Here is a 16796-nt window from a genome sequence, read left to right on the forward strand (position 1 = left end):
TCTGCTGCGTCTGCTGCTTTTCTTGGCGATCCCGCGCTTGGCCTGGCTGCCGGTGCTCGGGCTGGGGAGTTGGCTTCTTCCTGAACGACGGGAGTACCTGTGGCTGCTCCTGTATGCCCTGCTGCTAGCCTGGCTAAGGGTGTGTGGATCCGGGTTTGCCGCCTATGGACTGGATGGCAGTTGGCCTTGCCGAGGCGGGATCCTGTGGGGCCTGGGGATCGGGGTCGGGGGGGTTTTCTTGGTTTTGGGCCTGGAGGGATGCCTGGGTTGGCTGAGTTTGAGGGCGGTAGGAGGGGGATCCCTGCTGGTCTATGGGTTGCTGGGGTTGCTTTTGGGCTTGGGGGTGGCGCTGGCGGAGGAGCTGTTTTTTCGCGGCTGGCTGCTGCAGGAGATGCTGCTGGACTACGGTTGCAGCACTGCGGTGTGGGGATCCAGCTTCCTGTTTGCTATGGCCCATTTCCTCAAGCCTTGGCCGGAAATTCTGGCCACTTGGCCGCAATTTCCCGGACTGTGGCTGATGGGGCTGCTGCTGGTGCAGGCGAGGGTCTGGAACCAAAACAAGCTGGGCCTTAGCCTAGGGCTGCACGCGGGTTGGGTATGGGGCATGGCCTGGGTCAACAACTTGGCCTGGATAGACTACACCGGCAGGGCGCCAGCGTGGCTAACGGGGATTGGTGGCAACCCCTTGGCCGGGCTGATGGGCTTGCTTTTTCTAGGAGGGACTTTCGCATTTCTCAACGGCCTGGCTCAAGCTGGCTGGCTACCGGCAGACCTGGAAAAGCGTTGATTGAGCTGATCGATAAAGAATAACCTACTCTCCCCAAGGCCCTTCCTCGTAGTAGGCGGTCACCTGCTCCTTGGGCGGCTGGGTAAGCAAGCTTACGCCAATTAACACCCCACTGCCGATCACCACTGCCGGGATTACGGGTAACCAGCCCCCTGTCCAAGCCCGCGGCAACAGACCCGACAGCCAACCTAAAGTCAGGCCACTGGAGACCAAGGCTCCTGCTACAGCCCCAGCGCGGGTAGCCCGCTTCCAGTACAGGCCGGCAATTAAGACAGGGAACAGCATGGCATTTCCCTGAAAGCTCCAGGTGGCGATCTCCACAATCAGCCCCGGCGGGTTAAGGGCAATGGCAAAAGAGGCCAAACCGATCCCCAGCACCACCCAGCGTCCCAATTGTTCTTCTTGGTGGGGGGAAAGCTGGCGTCTAAAGAGGGTCACTACCAGATCCCGCGTTACCAACGAGCTGGCCGTAAGGAGCTGTGAGTCTGCCGTGGACATGAGGGCGGCCAGAGCTGCTGTAATCACCACCGCTGCTACGCCGCTGGGCAGGGTTTGCAACATCATGGGCATAATCTGATCCGTTTTCTCCAGGCTGGGAAAAGCCAGGCGGCCCCAAACCCCCAGCAGAGCTGCTGGGAAAAAGACCAGCAGAATCAGCAGCGGCCAGACTACCATCAGGGTCTGGAAGGGCCGGGCACTTTTGGCCATGTAGAAGCGCTGGAAAAATTGCGGGAAAAGGGGCGTGGCCATGAAAAACAGCAACTGGTTGCCAAATAGCCCCTGCCAGCTCCAGCGCCCATTGGGGCCGGGCAAGCTCAGCCAGGGATCCAACTGCCCGGCAGCCTCCTGGCCCACCCCCAAGGCTAGGGCAACAAAGGCCACCCCCATCCCCAGAATCAAGATGATCCCCTGCACCACGTCCGTCCAGACCACCGCCTGGGATCCGCCAAAGAGCACATACCCCAAGATCACCAGCGCCACCACCACCGCCAAGGGCCAGTAGGGGATCCCCTCCCCCAACACCGCCGCCAGGGTGCGGGCTCCGCCAATGATCTGGATGCTGATGTAGGGGGCGGTAAACGTCAGGGCGCTAAGGCAGTAGAGTAGAGCCAAAAGAGGGCTGTTGAAGCGGTGGCCGAAAAACTCGGAAGGGGTGATGAAGCCAAAGTGTTGGGCTGCTAGCCATACCCGGTAGCCCACCCACAAAAACAGCCCCGAAATGAAGGCGGTGGTCACTCCCACCCCCAGGAAGATCCCTAGGCCGTGGGTATAGGCATCCGCTGGCACCCCAATGAAGGTAAAGGCACTGAGCAGCGTCGCCAGCGTCGTCAAGGTTAGAGCCAGGGATCCCAACCCCCGCCCTGCCAAAAAATAGCTCACCGGATCCTGGCCGCTGTGGCGATAGCTCCAGAAGCCAATGGCCGCCAGCAGCAGCAAGTACACCCCCACCACACCCAAACTTAAAATGCTGTCAGTCATCTCCAGGCCAGCAAACGCGCACAATGTAAAGATTCAAGGGCACCAGCAGCAGCACGGCCAGCCCTGCCCCCCAGTACCAAGCAGGGATCCCCAATACCTGCGGCTGGGCAGAGCGGGATCCCACCCAGGTCAACAGCCACAGCAGGGGATAGGCCCCCCACACCCAAGCTTGGCGCATCCGCCCAAACCGCAGCTGCCTTGATCCTTGAAGGTTACCGGCGGGATCCAACCCTGACATCTACCCATCTCCTGCTTTTTTGCCAAGCGTTCCTTTTGCCAATCATTTAAGATACAGCCACTACTGCGCAGAGCTAAATTGTCTTTTCCCCTTTCCCCTTCAGATCCTGTTGGCAAGAGGGAGCCTTCCCGTGGGCCAGGCCATGAAGAACGGGAGCGGCCCTACTGGCTAGCTTGGGCCCGCATCAAAGGGATTGGCCCCCACCGGCTCAAGCGGCTGGCGGAGTTTTTTGGATCCCTGGAGCGGGCTTGGCAAGCGGATGCCCCGGCCCTGCGGCAGGTGGAAGGCATTGGCCCCACCCTGGCCCAGGCTATTGTCTCTGCCCGTCCTGGCCTTGATCCCGAGCAGATCCTGGAGGAAACCCTCAAAGCGGGGATCCCCTTTCTCACGCCTGCAGATCCGGACTATCCGCCGCTGCTGTGGGAGGTGCCAGATCCCCCGCCCATTCTCTATGCCCTAGGAGAATGTCCCAATTGGCAACAGCCGGCTATTGCCATCGTCGGCACCCGCGCCCCTACGGCCTACGGTCGACAGTGGACCCAGAAAGTCAGCGCTGCCCTGGCGGAAGCTGGCTGTGTGGTGGTCTCGGGGCTGGCAACGGGGATCGACGGCATTGCCCACCAGGCCTGTCTGGATGCCGGCGGCAAGACGGTGGCCGTGGTGGGAACGGGGGTGGATCAGGTTTACCCCTCTCACCATCGACCGCTCTATCGGCGCATTCTGAAGCAAGGGGCCATCCTGAGCGAATATCCCCCCGGCACACCGCCGGCCAAAGAGCATTTCCCCCAGCGCAACCGCATCATTGCCGGCCTCTGCCGCGCCACTCTGGTGATGGAAGCTCCTGAGACCTCTGGAGCGCTGATCACTGCTCACTTAGCCAACCACTACGGTCGGGAAGTCTATGCGTTGCCGGGGAATATCGACACGGCGGCGGCCCGTGGCTGTCTCCACCTCATCCGCAGTGGCGCGGGCATGATCCTGGGGATCGAGGATCTGTTGAAAGACTTGGGCTTAGTTCAGGGATCCCCGCCCAAGACAGAACCCCAACCCACTGCCCCCACCGATCCCCGGCAGCAAATCCTATGGCAAACCATTGGAACCGAGATCCTCAGCATCGATGCCTTGGCCCAGGCCACCCAGATGGACATCACCACCCTCTCCAGCACCCTGCTCCTTATGGAATTGGAAGGCTGGCTCGTGCAACTGCCGGGGATGCGCTATCGTCGAGCGCGCTGAAGTCGGCCCCCCGCACTGCCTCTCCTGTGGGAGCGCGGCAAGTGGGATCCTCGTGGCGGGGATTGTTCACATGGGTGCTGACCGGATAAGCCACCATGGCCTCTGCCGGGTAGGGGCGAAGCAGGGGCAACAGCAGCTTGGGATCCTGCACCTGGGGATCCAGCCAAAGGTCGTAGTCGTTTTCCGTCAAAATCACGGGCATCCGCTCGTGAAAAAGCCGCATCAGGCGGTTGGCAGCGGTGTTGAGGATGGCACAGGTTTCCACCTCCACTCCCTCTGGGCTGCGCCAGCGTTCCCAAATCCCGGCAAAGGCAAATACCGGTCGATCCACCAGGTGAAACCAGTAGGGTTGTCTGCCCTTCTTGCCTGTACCCTGGTCGGCCCACTCGTAGAAGCCATCTGCCGGGATCAGGCAGCGACGACGGCGGAAAGCTTCGCGGAAAGAAGGCTTCTCGGCCACCGTTTCAGAACGAGCATTGATCAACCCGGCCTTGGCGGCTTGGCTCCAAGCGGGGATCAGGCCCCAGCGAAAATGGGTTGCCTTGCGCTGAAGGGATCCCAGCTCAATCATCGCCAGCACGGGCTGAGAAGGGGCGATGTTGTACCGGGAGACAACTGCCCTTTCTTCTGCTGCCACCGGCAAGCCGAAATGCTGCATCAGCACTTCTGGGGCCACTGCCAGGCTAAACCGTCCACACATGTTTGTCCCCCAGTCGCTCACCCCAAATGGCCTGCCGACAGGATCCCCTAAACCTTGGTGGAAATGCCCAGCAGTTGCAAGATCCCGCGCAGGGGAATCTCCACCCACTCGGGGCGGTGGTTCAACTCATAGCCCAGCTCGTAAATGGCTTTTTCCAGCAGATAGGCGTCCAACAACACCTCTATCTCTTGCAGGCTGCGGGGCAAAAAAGCCGCTTGGGAAGCCACCTGCAGATATTCGGCCAAAAAGCCCGCGCAGACCCAGCGGTGCCAAAACTGGGCCCACCGCATCATGTCGGGGCAGTGGTCGGCGCAGACCAAGCCGCTCTCCAGTTGCTGGCGCAAAGCTGTGTGGACAGCATAGTGGAAGGATCGCAGCATCCCCGCCACATCCCGTAAGGGGCAACGCTTGAGACGCCGTTCGCCCAAAGAGCGGGCCGGCTCCCCTTCAAAGTCGATGATGACAAAGTCTTTGCCGGTAAACAGCACCTGGCCCAGGTGATAATCCCCGTGGCAGCGGGTACGCAGGGCAGTGATCTTCCGCTCCAGGATCAGGCGGAAGCGGCTCATGATTTCCCCTTCTTGGTCGCAAACAGCCCGAGCCAAGTTGGCCTCTGCTTCCGGCAGCTTGGGGAGCTGCTTATAAGGACTCCGTCCCGCTGACGCGAACAGCAGCGGAAACACCTGCCCCACCAAGTTGCGCATGGACTGGTAAACGGAGCGCTGGTACAGGCTGGAGAAAGGCTCTGGGGCAAAGTCTTTGTTCTCCGTATCGGCAGCCAGGGCGATGTGCAGCTCGGCGGTGCGCTTGGCCAAGATCCGCACCGATTCTAGGTAGCTGCCGATGGTGGCGTAGGCCAGCTCCGGCAAGGGCTGTTGGGAAAGCTCCAAGAAGGATCCCTGCGGCACGGGCACGGGATCCACCTCTTGGTAGTGAACCAGCACCGCCTCAAAAAATTGCCCCAGGCTGTCCAGGGTGTAGTGCCAGGCATCTCCCTCGTTGGGGATGTACTCCTGCAAAATGGCCAGGGTAATGGGCTGATCGGCGGGATCAAACCCACGGGCCCCGCGACGACGGCGATACTCCAGGGATCCCAGCAGCCGCGGCACCCGCACTTGGGGATGGTGCTCCAGCAGGTAGCGGCCAATCTCCAGCTCGGGATTCACCCCTTCGGCCACCTTGCGGTAGACCTTGAGGATGTACCGGTTGCCGTAGACCACAGAGGTATTGCTCTGCTCGGCCTTGAGGATACGGGGTTCCAGGCTGGGGTCATACTCAAAAGCGCCAGAGGTGGTGGCCCAGAGCTCCCCGGAGCTGTGGCGCAGGCGCCCCTGCTGGGCGATGATCTGCAAGGCTAGGGACAAAAAGGTTTTATCCGCCAAAGCGTCGAAAAGAACCCCCGGCGGATCCCCGGCCACTTGCACAGGGGCAATGACCGCTTGCGGCATCTCCCTGCGCAGGTGCAGAGCCATCTCCTGAGTGGCGTAGCCTACCGGAAGGGAGTAGACTTCCGCTTCCCCCTGAGTGAACTCAGTTTGCAGAAGAATGATCTGGCCCCGAAAGGGGGGATCTGCCTCCCGGTTGCAGGGAATGGCATCCAAGATCTGGGCCGACTGGATCTGGCGGGCTTTGGAGCCGAACCAGCGACAACGGTAGAGATAGTCCCCCAAAAGCGCCTCCACCTGCTTTTGGCTTTCCCCTTGAAAGAGGCTTTCCCAAGTGCCGCTTGAGGGGATCAGGGTGGGCAGACGATCCAGCTCTTCCGGCTTGCTGTGGCTGGGGTGGATCCGCTCCGTTTGGGGCTCAAGGGAGAACCAATAGAAAGAATGGGGGCCTAGAGTCAAAAAATAGGGCAGTTGTCCGATGGGGGGAAACTCGGTGCGCCCGAAGATCTCCACCGGAATTAGTCCTTCCCACTCCGCCAAGTCCAGCTCCACGCACTGCACATAGCGGGAGAGGTTGGCCACCACCAAGATGCGCTCATCGCCAAAGGCCCGCATAAAGGCAAGCACCTTGCGATTTTCCGGGTGGAGCAGCTCAAAGGAGCCGCGGCCAAAAGCTTGGAATCGCTTGCGCACTGCGATGAGCCGCTTCATAGTCCACCACAGGGAATAGGGGTTGTTCCGCTGCGCTTCGACATTGACGGTTTCGTAGTGGTACTCGGCATCGATGACAATGGGCAGATAAAGCTTTTGCGGGTTGGCCCGGGAAAAGCCGGCGTTGCGGTCGGCGCTCCACTGCATGGGGGTGCGCACGCTATTGCGATCCCCCAGGTAGATGTTGTCCCCCATGCCGATCTCGTCCCCGTAGTAGATGACCGGCGTGCCGGGCAGAGAAAACAGCAGGCTGTTCATCAGCTCGATGCGGCGGCGGCTGTTGCCCAGCAGGGGGGCCAAGCGGCGGCGGATGCCCAGGTTCACCCGCGCGTTGGGATCCTTGGCGTACACCTGGTACATGTAGTCCCGCTCCTCGTCAGTGACCATCTCCAGGGTGAGCTCGTCGTGGTTGCGCAGGAAGAGGGCCCACTGGCAGGTTTCAGGAATGGGAGGGGTTTGTTGCAGGATGTCAATGATGGGGAAGCGATCCTCCATCTGGATGGCCATGAACAGCCGCGGCATGAGGGGGAAGTGAAAGTCCATGTGGCATTCGTCCCCGTCGCCGAAGTAGGCCACGGCATCTTCCGGCCATTGGTTGGCCTCGGCCAGCAACATGCGGTCGGGATAGTTGCGGTCGATGTGTTGGCGCAGGGCCTTGAGGAAGGCATGGGTTTCCGGCAGGTTCTCGCAGTTGGTGCCTTCCCGCTCGTAGAGATAGGGCACGGCATCCAGCCGTAGGCCATCCACCCCCATGCTCAGCCAGAAGTCCACCACCTCAAAGATGGCTTTCTGCACGGCGGGGTTGTCGTAGTTGAGATCCGGCTGGTGGGAGTAGAAGCGATGCCAATAGTAGGCTTTGGCCACCGGATCCCAGGCCCAGTTGGAAGTTTCAAAGTCTTGAAAGATGATGCGGGCTTCTTTGTACTTTTCGGGCGTATCGCTCCAAACGTAAAAGTCTCGCTCTGGGGTGCCGGGAGCAGCCCGCCGAGCCCGCTGAAACCACGGGTGCTGATCTGAGGTGTGGTTGAGGATCAGCTCGATGATGACGCGGATCCCCCGTTGATGGGCGGCATCCAGAAAGATTTTGAAGTCTTCTAGGGTGCCCAAGGTGGGGTTAACGTTGGTGAAATCGGAGACGTCGTAGCCGTCATCCCGCAGGGGCGAGGGGAAAAAGGGCAGCAGCCAAATGGCCGTGATGCCCAGATCCTGCAGGTAGTCCAGCTTTTCCGTCAGGCCCTGGAAGTCTCCCACGCCGTCGCCATCGCTGTCGGCAAAAGCCCGCACCGGTAGCTCGTAGATGATCGCGTCTTTGTACCAGAGGGGGTTGTGGGTGAGGGGGGAGATGATGCTGCGCAGAGGGGTTCGGATCATCATGCTGGCAACAGAGACAGGATTGGGACACCTTGGCAACCCTAACCGTTGAATGGGGATCCCCTCAATAGGCTACAGCCTTTTCTTGGGTGCCAGGGATCCCCAGGGTCAGTGCGGGCTTTCTCGGGCTCAGGCAATGCCACTCCGCTTCTGGGCTTCCTTGCGGGAGACGGCCACGTGGCGCAGGCCGGCCCGGAGCAGCTCCTGCTCGATCAAGGCAAAAAACCGCTGCCGATCCCCGCTTCTCACCACCGCCAAATGATGGGCTTCCGCCAAGGCGATGGGGTAGCCAAAGCCCTTGTGCACTTGGCTCAGCACCCCTGCCAGAGCCCGCTGCAGCAACTCCGCATCCTGGACCACCCAAGCGGGAAACTCCAGGCGAGCAATTTCGGCTTGGCCCAGGGATCCCTCGCCAACATTGAGGTAACAACAGTGGACGTGGTGTTCCCCGAAGGCGTCCAACACGCTGGCTCCGCAGCGCCAAAGGGGGCTGCGCTCTCCCGGCTGCAGCAGGGATCCCCAAAAAACGCGATCCGGCAGGGGGGCAAAGGGATGGCAAGGGGGGGTTTTGTCGGCAAGGCAGTAGCGATAACATTCACAGCCCAGGTAGGGGCACAGCCCCAGGCGCAGGTAGTTAAGGGTTTCGCTGCTGCGAGAGGCGCTGATGTAGCCCACGAGAGGGATGCGGGCCGCCCGCAACTGCTCCAAGGTCGCCAGAATGGGATCCAACCAGGGGCGCCGGGCCGACTGGGGCAGAGGCTCCAGTCCCCAAGGGATTAGGGATCCATCCAGGAGCGCCAGCGTGGTGCGGCGACGGGGCACCGACAGGGCCAAACGAGCCAGCTCCTCCAGTTCCGCTTGGGAGCGTCGTAAGGCCAGTATCTCTTCCAGCCCCAACGAGGACTCCGTGCCGCTGGTAGGATTGCGTTCACCTGGGGTGCGCCGTGGGCGAGAGTCTCGCCGGTTAAGGGGGGCCCTCGGCAACCCTTCTGCCCTCCGCTCCGGGGAAGAGGAGTCTGAGTGCCGGGCAAAGGATTCATCTCCATACAGCAGCAGGGGCTGGCTGTCCAACAGCGGCCACTCCTGGGTGCCGTAGTGGAGAACCACGCGCCCAACATTGATCAGCGAGCAGTAGGCAATCTCGTGGTGACTGGGCAAAATCTGGGATCCATCCGTGGCCACCACCGTGTGTCGCCCCTGCAGAGGCTCGACCTTGGGCAGGGATCCCCAGGCTTCCGGCGGCTCGGCAGGGCTGGCGCAAACAAACGACAGATGGGATCCCCACTCGGCCCAGCGGGACTGCCAAACCTGCGGCTCCTGCTGCCAGCGCTCGAAAACTTGCCAGGCTTGGCGCAGGCGTTCTTGGCCGGCTTTCGACTCCTGTTGCAAGTGCCGGGTGAAGGCAGGAATTTGCCCGCTCAGCTTAACCAGATCCAGCATGGTGGTCACATCAGCGTTGCGTGGCAATAGGGCTGCCAGAAGCGGGGGGAGCCACATCTTGTCCTTCTGAGGAGTTGAGCAGCTCTTCCAGCGGAAACTCCCCGTAGACCTCGCTGCTGTTGTTGGGACTCTCCTGCAGGCGAACCCGATGCAACTGCACCCCCAGCTCCCGCAGGGGCAGAGTCAGCAGCCGCTGGATGTAGAGGGCGATGTTTTCGGCAGTAGGCACCACCTGGGCAAAGTAGGGAATGTCTTTGTTCAAAAAGGTGTGATCCAGCGGCTTCACCACCTGCTCCTCGATCAGCCGCTGCAGGGCCGCCAAGTCCACGATCATCCCCGTGCGCGGGTCGATGGATCCCTTGACGGTGATCTCCAGGCCGTAGTTGTGGCCGTGGCCGTGGGGACGGGCACAGAGGCCGTAGATGGCGCTGTTTTCTTCAAAACTCAGGTGATCCAGAGCCAAGCGGTGGGCGGCGCTGAAATGGGTGGCAACAGTCAAGTAGGCTTGCATGGCTTCTCCTCGGTATTCGGCCCAAAGCTCAGGATCTTCGTACAGACGGACGCTGGTTAGGGGCAAGGCATCGGCCAGGCGTTGCCAAATCGCGTAGGCGATAAACTCGGTAGTGGGCAAGGTTTGGGCAAACTCCGGCCAAGCTTGATTTAGATAAGCAAAGTTGAGATCTTGAATCACCCGCTGCCGGATCACTTGCTTTACATCCGAGAGGTTGAGCACCATCCCGTAGTCATCCACCTCGCCACTCATGCCCACCTCCAGCACGTAGTTGTGGCCGTGGCCGGGAAAACGGGCATTGGGGCCAAAGCGGGCCAAGTTCTCGGCTTCTGAGAGCTCGGGCAACCAGTACCGGTGGCTGGCGGCAAATTGCGCCCGACGGTAGATTGTGCAGGTTCTGAGCATAAATGGAGAGGAGAGTACCTGCCAGGGGATCCACCCTTTCAGCTTGGCACACTCCCCGGCCCAGAGGGTGGAAATTCTCGGCGGCCCTCAGCCTGCCCTCCCAGTGGTCTTGCCGTCATCTCCGTCCTGCGCCAGGCCAGGCATTTCCCCTGCCGACCGAGTCGGCCCGTGCATACCCTCTGCATCCCCTCATTTCCCGGAAAGCATTCCAAGCAGGGTTTTGGCAGCGTCTTGCCCTGAGAGCCAAGCCCCCTCTATGCGACCCCCGGCGCACCAATCGCCGGCACAAACCAAAGGCAATCCCTCAGCGGCGGGAATACGGGTGCTTAGGCTGGCCAATCCCGTGGTTTCCAAAGGCAATGCGTAGCGCCAACGGTGCACCTGCATCCATTGTGGCGAAGCCAGCCAGGGATCCAGCCGTTGGGCCGCGTGGGCCAGCAATTCTCGACCGGCCTTTTCCAGCTCAGGTGGGCTGGCCTCCAGGTACAGAGATGACCACTCCGCCCCCCCATGCAAGACCACCACGGGCGAGAGTGGCTGTAGGCGCTTGCTGCTGTCCAGTCCCAGCCAGGCCAACATCGGATCCTCCAAGCACTTGATCCCCTTCCAGGGCGGTGGCGGTATGTTCTCGGAGTAGCCCGCCAAAACCGCAAGGCAGGGTTGATACTGGGCGGATCCCAGCAGAGACAACAGGTTATCAGCCGGGGGGATCCCTTCGCGGAGCAAAGGCAGCAACTGGGGGGCCGGGATTGTCGCCACCAAGGCAGCAGCCTCGTAGCATTGGCCGTTCTCCGCCCTCAATTGCCAGCTTGTTGCCAAAGGTTTGAGGCTGACCACACGAGTTTGGGTGTGTACCGACAGCGGGGCAGCCAGGTGTTTGGCCAGCGTCGTCATGCCCTGAGGGCAGACATAGCGCGGTTTTTCATCGTTGGGATCCTCCGGGCGCAGCCCTTCTCGATCCAGCACATGCAGCGAGCGTGTCCATTCCGTCAGCAGCCCCAGGCCCAGCAGCTCCTTCACCCAGCGATGAAAGCCATCCGAGTCGGCGGTCAGGTATTGAGCTCCATGATCCACCGGCACCGTTTGTCCAGCATGTTCAACTCGACGGGTGGCCATGCGCCCGCCCAAGCCTGCCGATTTTTCCAGCACCAGAACCTGGAGCCCTGCCCGCAGCAGTTGCCTTGCACACACCAAGCCGGCCACTCCGGCCCCAATAACAATCACATCAGCGGATTTTGGGCTTGTCCCCTCGGAGGGCGTTACCGCTGCCTGGGTCTCCTCACCTAGCATACTGAGCCTGCCGGCTGTGAGCGGATCCGCACGTTCAGCTCCCCCCTCTGCCAAAGGGGTTGTTGCCTCTTTCGCCGAAGAGCTTGGCCTCCCCCTTGATGGCAGCCTTGATGATGTTGTAAGCAGCCCAGGCAACCACCAAAACAATGGGCGACAAAACGATCAGCGGACGAAGATCAATGTCCATGGTTTTCATCCCCCCCTAACATAGATTTACCGACTGCTCGGAACAAGAGCCTCCAGGGTTGGCAACTGCCGGAATCCCGATAGGGTGAAACCATTTTCGACTCTGGATCCCGCACAAGCTGAGGTGCAACTCTGGAAAGATGGCTAAGTCCAGAATAAACCTAAAAGGGGATCCCTACCGGACAGACTTTGCCCCATCTGGACTGCTGAGGCGGGAGCCAACAGGCCCACACCGAGAATCGCGTCCAGAACTAGCGTACCCAGCAGGGGCGTACAATCGACCCCGATCAACCGCTAACTGCCGCCAAAGCCAGCAACCGAGCCAGTTTGATATTGCTGCCCATGAGAGGATCCCTGTTTTGGGGAGTTCCCCGGAGCCCATCTTGGCGCCCCTCTGCCTTTCCGAGGGTTTCTAAGCTGTTTCTAGACCATTTCTAGACTGCGGTGTTCAGTCTAGGGTGAGATGCCTGGGCCATTGAGGAAAGCCTTTGGCCGAGTGCATTACTGTTCCGCAACGCCGACGCGACCAACGTTTTAGGTGTGGGTGCAGTGTCCTAGTTTGAATCGAGATGACCATCATGACTGTGCGCTAGAAAGGGTTGTCTCTCGGCTCTCTTTCAGTTGCTGTAGATTTTGCCCAGGGCAGCCGGCGGGCGGGTTTGGCGGGTGCGGCTCAGCACTCCCGATAGAACCCCCATCGTCAACACAAAGGGCAAAGCCTGGATCAACACGGGCGGCATCACATCTCCTCCCTGCAGTTGGATGGCCAGGGCGTCGGTGGCTCCAAACAACAGCGTTGCGCCCAAGATCCCGAAGGGATGCCACTTGCCGAAGATCATCGCTGCCAAGGCGATAAAGCCCTTTCCTGCTGACATGTTGCGGACAAACTGGTTCAAAAAGCCGATGGAAAGATAAGCCCCCGCCAGGCCCCCCAACAAGCCGGAGAGCAGCACCGCCGCGTAGCGCATACCCAGGACATCCACCCCCATGGTGGCAGCAGCCTGAGGATGCTCTCCCACCGCTCGCAGCCGCAAGCCCCAGGGCGTTTTGAACAGCAACCACCAGGAGATCGGCACCAACAGAAAGGCCAGGTACACCAAGGGGCTAAACCCATGCCATAACGGCAGCCGATTGACAATTTCCTGAGAGTTGGTGGTGTTGCCGTAGAAGGATTGCAGCACCAGCGAAGGCACGCTCATGGCCAACAGGTTGATGGCGGTGCCGCTGACAATTTGATCGGCTCTGTAGCGGATGCACATCAGCGCATGCACAAAGGCAATGGCCACTCCCCCCAAGGCCCCGGCCAACAGACCCACCCAAGGGATCCAACCCACCTGGGCTGCTGGAGTTTGCGCCAGAAGGGGAGCCTCCAGGCGTTGGGTGGTCACTGCCGCCGCCAAAGCCCCAAACAAGATGATCCCTTCCAGGGCAATATTGACCACGCCACTGCGTTCCGAGTACATGCCCCCCAAGGCCGTGAGCAACAGAGGGGTGGTGGAGCGCAGGGTAGCCGGGATCAAAGCCCAAAACAGAGTTGCCATAGTGCTCTGCAACGCCAGCGCAAGCGAGATCTCCGCTCAGGGGTACTCAAGTTGAGCGTTCATCGCAGTCCATTTCTACCTGGGCTGCCTGCAAGGGATCCGTGAAATAGCCGGGCAACAGGCCACCTGCTGCAATGAACAAGACGATCAAAGCTTGTAGAGCGGTCACCAATTCTCGGCTGATCCCCAATTCCAGATTGAGCCGCAGCCCCCCCGTCAAGAGTACCCCAAACAGCAGTGCTGTGAGGACGATGCCCAGAGGAGAGTTTTGCCCCATCAGGGCCACCGCAATGCCATCAAAACCGACCTGGGCAGGCAAGGATTGCTTGAGGCGGTATTCTTCGAGGCCGGCCCCCAGAACATAGTGGGTTGCAGCCAGCCCCGCCAAGGCGCCGGAGATGGCCATGGCCCAGATTTGCTTTTGGCCCAAGTCCACCCCGGCATATTCTGCCGCTCTGGGAGAAAAGCCCATGGCCCGCAGCTCATAGCCCTCCAAGGTTCCCCACAGATAGACATTCACCACTGCCACCGCCAGCAGCGCAATCAAAAAGGCCCCGTTCAAGCGGATGGCGGCCAACCCTGTGGGCACCTCCACCGGCCAACCGGGCAAGATGCCCCCCAGCAGATATCCCCCCAGCCCTGCCGCCAGGGATCCGATGCATCGTCTTTGCAGGGGCCAGCCTCTGCAGAGCAGGTAAAACCCCACCCCGGCCAACAGGGCCAAGGGCCAAGCCCAAGACAGCGTCCCGGGGCCGGATCCCTGTAGCCCCAGCAACTCCAGCAGCGAGGGCAGCCGCGATTCGGGGCGAATTTCGTAGCTACGGGCTTCTGGGCCGGGGGCCTTGAAGGGCAAAGTGACCGGATAGCCGAAAAAACGGTACTGGTTGGCCGAAATTAAAAACAAGAAGATTGAGTCGGCAATGTAGTTCATCATGATCTTGTTGATGACCTCGTGGGTGCCGAAGCGGGCCTTGAGCCAACCGGGGATCCCACCCCAAAGGGCTCCACCGGCAGCCGCCGCCAAAACCGAGAGGGGCAAAGTCAGCCAACCTGGCCCCGGCAGGTATACCCCCACCAGCATGGTGGCAATGGCTCCCATCGTCAGTTGTCCCGGCGCGCCGATGTTGAACAAGCCCGCGTGAAAGCCAAAGGCCACCGCCAACCCCGTAAAAATCAGAGGAGTGGCCAGCAGCAAACTCTGGAACAACCCGGGCAGATGAGTGATGGGGCTAAACAGCACCTGAAAGGTGTAGGTGATCAAGTCCAGTTTGGTGCTTAGCTTTACAAAAAAAGGCGAATCGGGCGAGGAGCCCAGGCCGGGCCGCAGCAACCCCACCACCACCGCCCCTGCTGCCACCGCCGCCCCCAAGGCAGTCAGGGGGACGATGATCTGCCGCCGCCGCACCAAAAAGGCTTTTCCCCCCGGCAACTGCAGCCGCCCCAGCAGCAACAGCAGCAGGGCATAGGCAAAGCTGGCATAGCCAGCCAAAGAAGGGCTGAACCGCCGCAACGGCAACCGAGTTGGCGGGATCCCTTCCGCCAGGGCCGCCCTGTTCACCGCCCCCACTGCCCCATAAAACCAGAGCAAGCCCAGCCCAAACAGAACTAGACCGCCCACCCCCAAGCTGTACAGCCAGCGGGCCCGCACTTGCCGCTCTTTGATCCCCAGGGCCAGACACGACAACAGCGCCAACAGCACCCAGGCCCAGCTCAACCCTGGGATCCAACCCACCGCCAAAGTCTCCGGGATCCCCAACTGCTGCGGGTCGATGAGGCCAAAGGTTCCTGCCAGCACCCCTGTGCCGCCGAACTCCCGCCTCAGCACCCACCAGGGGCAGAGCAAAAACAGCAAAACGGCGCTCAGATTGGTCAGCAACAGCAGCATGGGCAGAGATTCAGCAAAACCAAAGGGAATAATCCGAAAAGATAGCAGCCAGCCCTCTTCTCAGCTCCTCAGCTCAAGACACTTCTCACGGGAAAGTGCTCCGCACCGCCGTCGCGAACGAGGCCAGTTGGATCCGTTCTGGCCTCAAGTCTCGAATCAAAGTGGTGCGTAGAGGTGCTGGGGTCAGGGATTCGGCGTAGGCAGAGTTGAGATAAGTCGAATACTCAGAAAACCCGCCGGAGTCGGATCCCGCCGCCAGGTAGGTTTTGAAAAAAGCAGTGGCCAAGCCCTTGAGCAAGGGGCGAGCTGACTGGGGATCTGGCCCGATCAACTCCTGCGGCACCGGGAAGGCCCCCTGGCCACCCCCACCCAGGAAGGTGAAATGGGTGGATCCCTCCACTATCGCCAAATAGCGCTGCTGGGATCCCAGCCAGGTAAAGGGTTCAATCTGCTCTGCTAGGGCGGGGGTAAAGTAATCTTCGCTGCCCGACATTATCATCACCGGGATCCCCACTTGGCCTAGCCCTTCTGGGCCAAACACCGTGCTGGTGAGGGGGTTGAGGGCAAACACCGCCTGAATGCGCGCATCTGCCAACTGCCCCGCCTGCGCGGCCAGGTTGGAAGCCTGGAACACCTCTATCGCCCGACATTGCAACAACAGAGAAACATTCAGGGTCAGCTCCAAGGAATGGGATGTCTGGCAGTTCTCTTGCAAGCGGGCTGGATTGAGCGCAGCCCCTGCTGCCGCCAACACCGTGTATCCCCCCAAAGACTGGCCGAACAGTCCTGCCGACTTTACATCCAGCCTGCCCCAGCGGCTGGGATCTTGCTGTGCCCTGAGTTCCAGCTCGTCCAACAGCAGAGAAATATCCTGGGGCCGCGCCACCCACTCATAGGGCCCCGGCAAAGAGCCAAACCCTGACAAAAAGCTGCGCACCCGCTCCACATCGGTGCCCGGATGCTCCAACACCGCCACCGCAAACCCCCAAGAAGCCAAATGGCGGGCCAAGTAGGCAAAGGTATTGCGGTCAGAGGCAATGCCGTGGGAGATCACCACCAAGGGGATACGCCCCTTCCCCTCCGGCAGATAGACTTCCACCGACACAGGCGTATCGCGCCAAGGGTTGACCAACTGGAAGCGCTCCACCTGCCACTCCAACTCACCCGGCTGCTCGGGGCTAAGGTGAGGTTGAGCTGAGTCTTGGGCTGCCATGCTGAGAGAAGCGCTGGAAGATGCCCACTCAGCTTTCCGCCCGGCCTCTTCTCGCAGCCTTGCGATCACCAGATCCCGCTGGCGGAAGAGTTGACCGGCCTCTCGCACCAAGCGAATGCTCATATCCAGATCGATCTGCAACTTCTCCAGCGGGTAGCGGCGCAACACATTCACCAACGTCAGCCCCTCGGGATCCCCTGCCGCCAGGATCAATGCCGCCCGCAATGCATAAAACTCTGCTTCTCCATCTCCATGCAATACTAGGGTCAACCGCCGCAGCAGATCTTCGCCAATCGCAGAGTAGGTAAACTGGCTGACCGTAACCTGGTCAAGGTCAAAATTACGTGTCAGCAAATCCGCCAAAGCTGCCTGTTGCTCTGGCGTGAGCCGCCGCAGATAAAAATCCAACTGCCGGCTC

Annotated in this window: 13 protein-coding genes; 2 read left to right on the top strand and 11 right to left on the bottom strand. The window is 60.8% G+C overall.

Annotated features, from left to right (window positions below):
- Window position 1: 1 nt before the first annotated feature.
- Window positions 2–787 (top strand): lysostaphin resistance A-like protein, encoded by a 786-nt coding sequence (locus NW838_RS13555; protein ID WP_414428207.1) that lies wholly within the window; start codon window positions 2–4, stop codon window positions 785–787.
- Window positions 788–811: 24 nt separating this feature from the next.
- Here the strand turns inward: NW838_RS13555 and NW838_RS13560 are convergent, their stop codons facing one another.
- Window positions 812–2266: a sodium:solute symporter family protein gene (locus NW838_RS13560; protein WP_414356653.1), complete on the bottom strand. Its 1455-nt coding sequence runs from the start codon at window positions 2264–2266 to the stop codon at window positions 812–814.
- Window positions 2259–2444: a hypothetical protein gene (locus tag NW838_RS13565; RefSeq protein ID WP_414356651.1), complete on the bottom strand. Its 186-nt coding sequence runs from the start codon at window positions 2442–2444 to the stop codon at window positions 2259–2261. Before NW838_RS13565 ends, NW838_RS13560 begins: the two co-directional genes overlap by 8 nt.
- A 138-nt stretch (window positions 2445–2582) precedes the next feature.
- Here NW838_RS13565 and dprA point away from each other — a divergent pair, with 138 nt between their 5' ends.
- Window positions 2583–3740 (top strand): DNA-processing protein DprA, encoded by a 1158-nt coding sequence (gene dprA, locus NW838_RS13570; protein WP_414428208.1) that lies wholly within the window; start codon window positions 2583–2585, stop codon window positions 3738–3740.
- Here dprA and NW838_RS13575 read toward each other — a convergent pair.
- From NW838_RS13575 to NW838_RS13615, 9 genes are all read right to left on the bottom strand, one after another.
- Window positions 3679–4440, bottom strand: coding sequence for an SOS response-associated peptidase (locus NW838_RS13575; RefSeq protein WP_414374190.1), 762 nt, complete (start codon window positions 4438–4440; stop codon window positions 3679–3681). The two genes, dprA and NW838_RS13575, sit on opposite strands and share 62 nt — an antisense overlap.
- Window positions 4441–4487: 47 nt before the next feature.
- Window positions 4488–7910: a maltose alpha-D-glucosyltransferase gene (treS, locus tag NW838_RS13580; protein ID WP_414428209.1), complete on the bottom strand. Its 3423-nt coding sequence runs from the start codon at window positions 7908–7910 to the stop codon at window positions 4488–4490.
- Window positions 7911–8036: 126 nt separating this feature from the next.
- Complete coding sequence (locus NW838_RS13585; RefSeq protein ID WP_414428210.1) at window positions 8037–9404, bottom strand: DNA double-strand break repair nuclease NurA; 1368 nt, start codon at window positions 9402–9404, stop codon at window positions 8037–8039.
- Window positions 9358–10263, bottom strand: a complete 906-nt coding sequence (locus NW838_RS13590) for a 6-carboxytetrahydropterin synthase (RefSeq protein ID WP_414428211.1) — start codon at window positions 10261–10263, stop codon at window positions 9358–9360. Before NW838_RS13590 ends, NW838_RS13585 begins: the two co-directional genes overlap by 47 nt.
- A 189-nt stretch (window positions 10264–10452) precedes the next feature.
- Window positions 10453–11553 carry an NAD(P)/FAD-dependent oxidoreductase gene (locus NW838_RS13595; RefSeq protein ID WP_414428212.1) on the bottom strand — a complete coding sequence of 367 codons (1101 nt, stop codon included), beginning with the start codon at window positions 11551–11553 and terminating at the stop codon, window positions 10453–10455.
- 34 nt (window positions 11554–11587) lie between these two features.
- A complete protein-coding gene (locus NW838_RS13600) occupies window positions 11588–11740 on the bottom strand; it encodes a photosystem II protein Y (protein ID WP_414330801.1) in 153 nt (50 codons plus the stop codon).
- Window positions 11741–12356: 616 nt separating this feature from the next.
- Complete coding sequence (locus tag NW838_RS13605) at window positions 12357–13280, bottom strand: ABC transporter permease (protein ID WP_414357441.1); 924 nt, start codon at window positions 13278–13280, stop codon at window positions 12357–12359.
- A gap of 46 nt (window positions 13281–13326) precedes the next feature.
- Complete coding sequence (locus NW838_RS13610; protein WP_414428213.1) at window positions 13327–15165, bottom strand: ABC transporter permease; 1839 nt, start codon at window positions 15163–15165, stop codon at window positions 13327–13329.
- 85 nt (window positions 15166–15250) lie between these two features.
- A partial coding sequence (locus tag NW838_RS13615; protein ID WP_414428214.1) for an alpha/beta hydrolase occupies window positions 15251–16796 on the bottom strand: 1546 nt, incomplete at its 5' end.

Source organism: Synechococcus sp. R55.2 (assembly GCF_047462075.1).
Classification (GTDB): Bacteria; Cyanobacteriota; Cyanobacteriia; order Thermostichales; family Thermostichaceae; genus Thermostichus.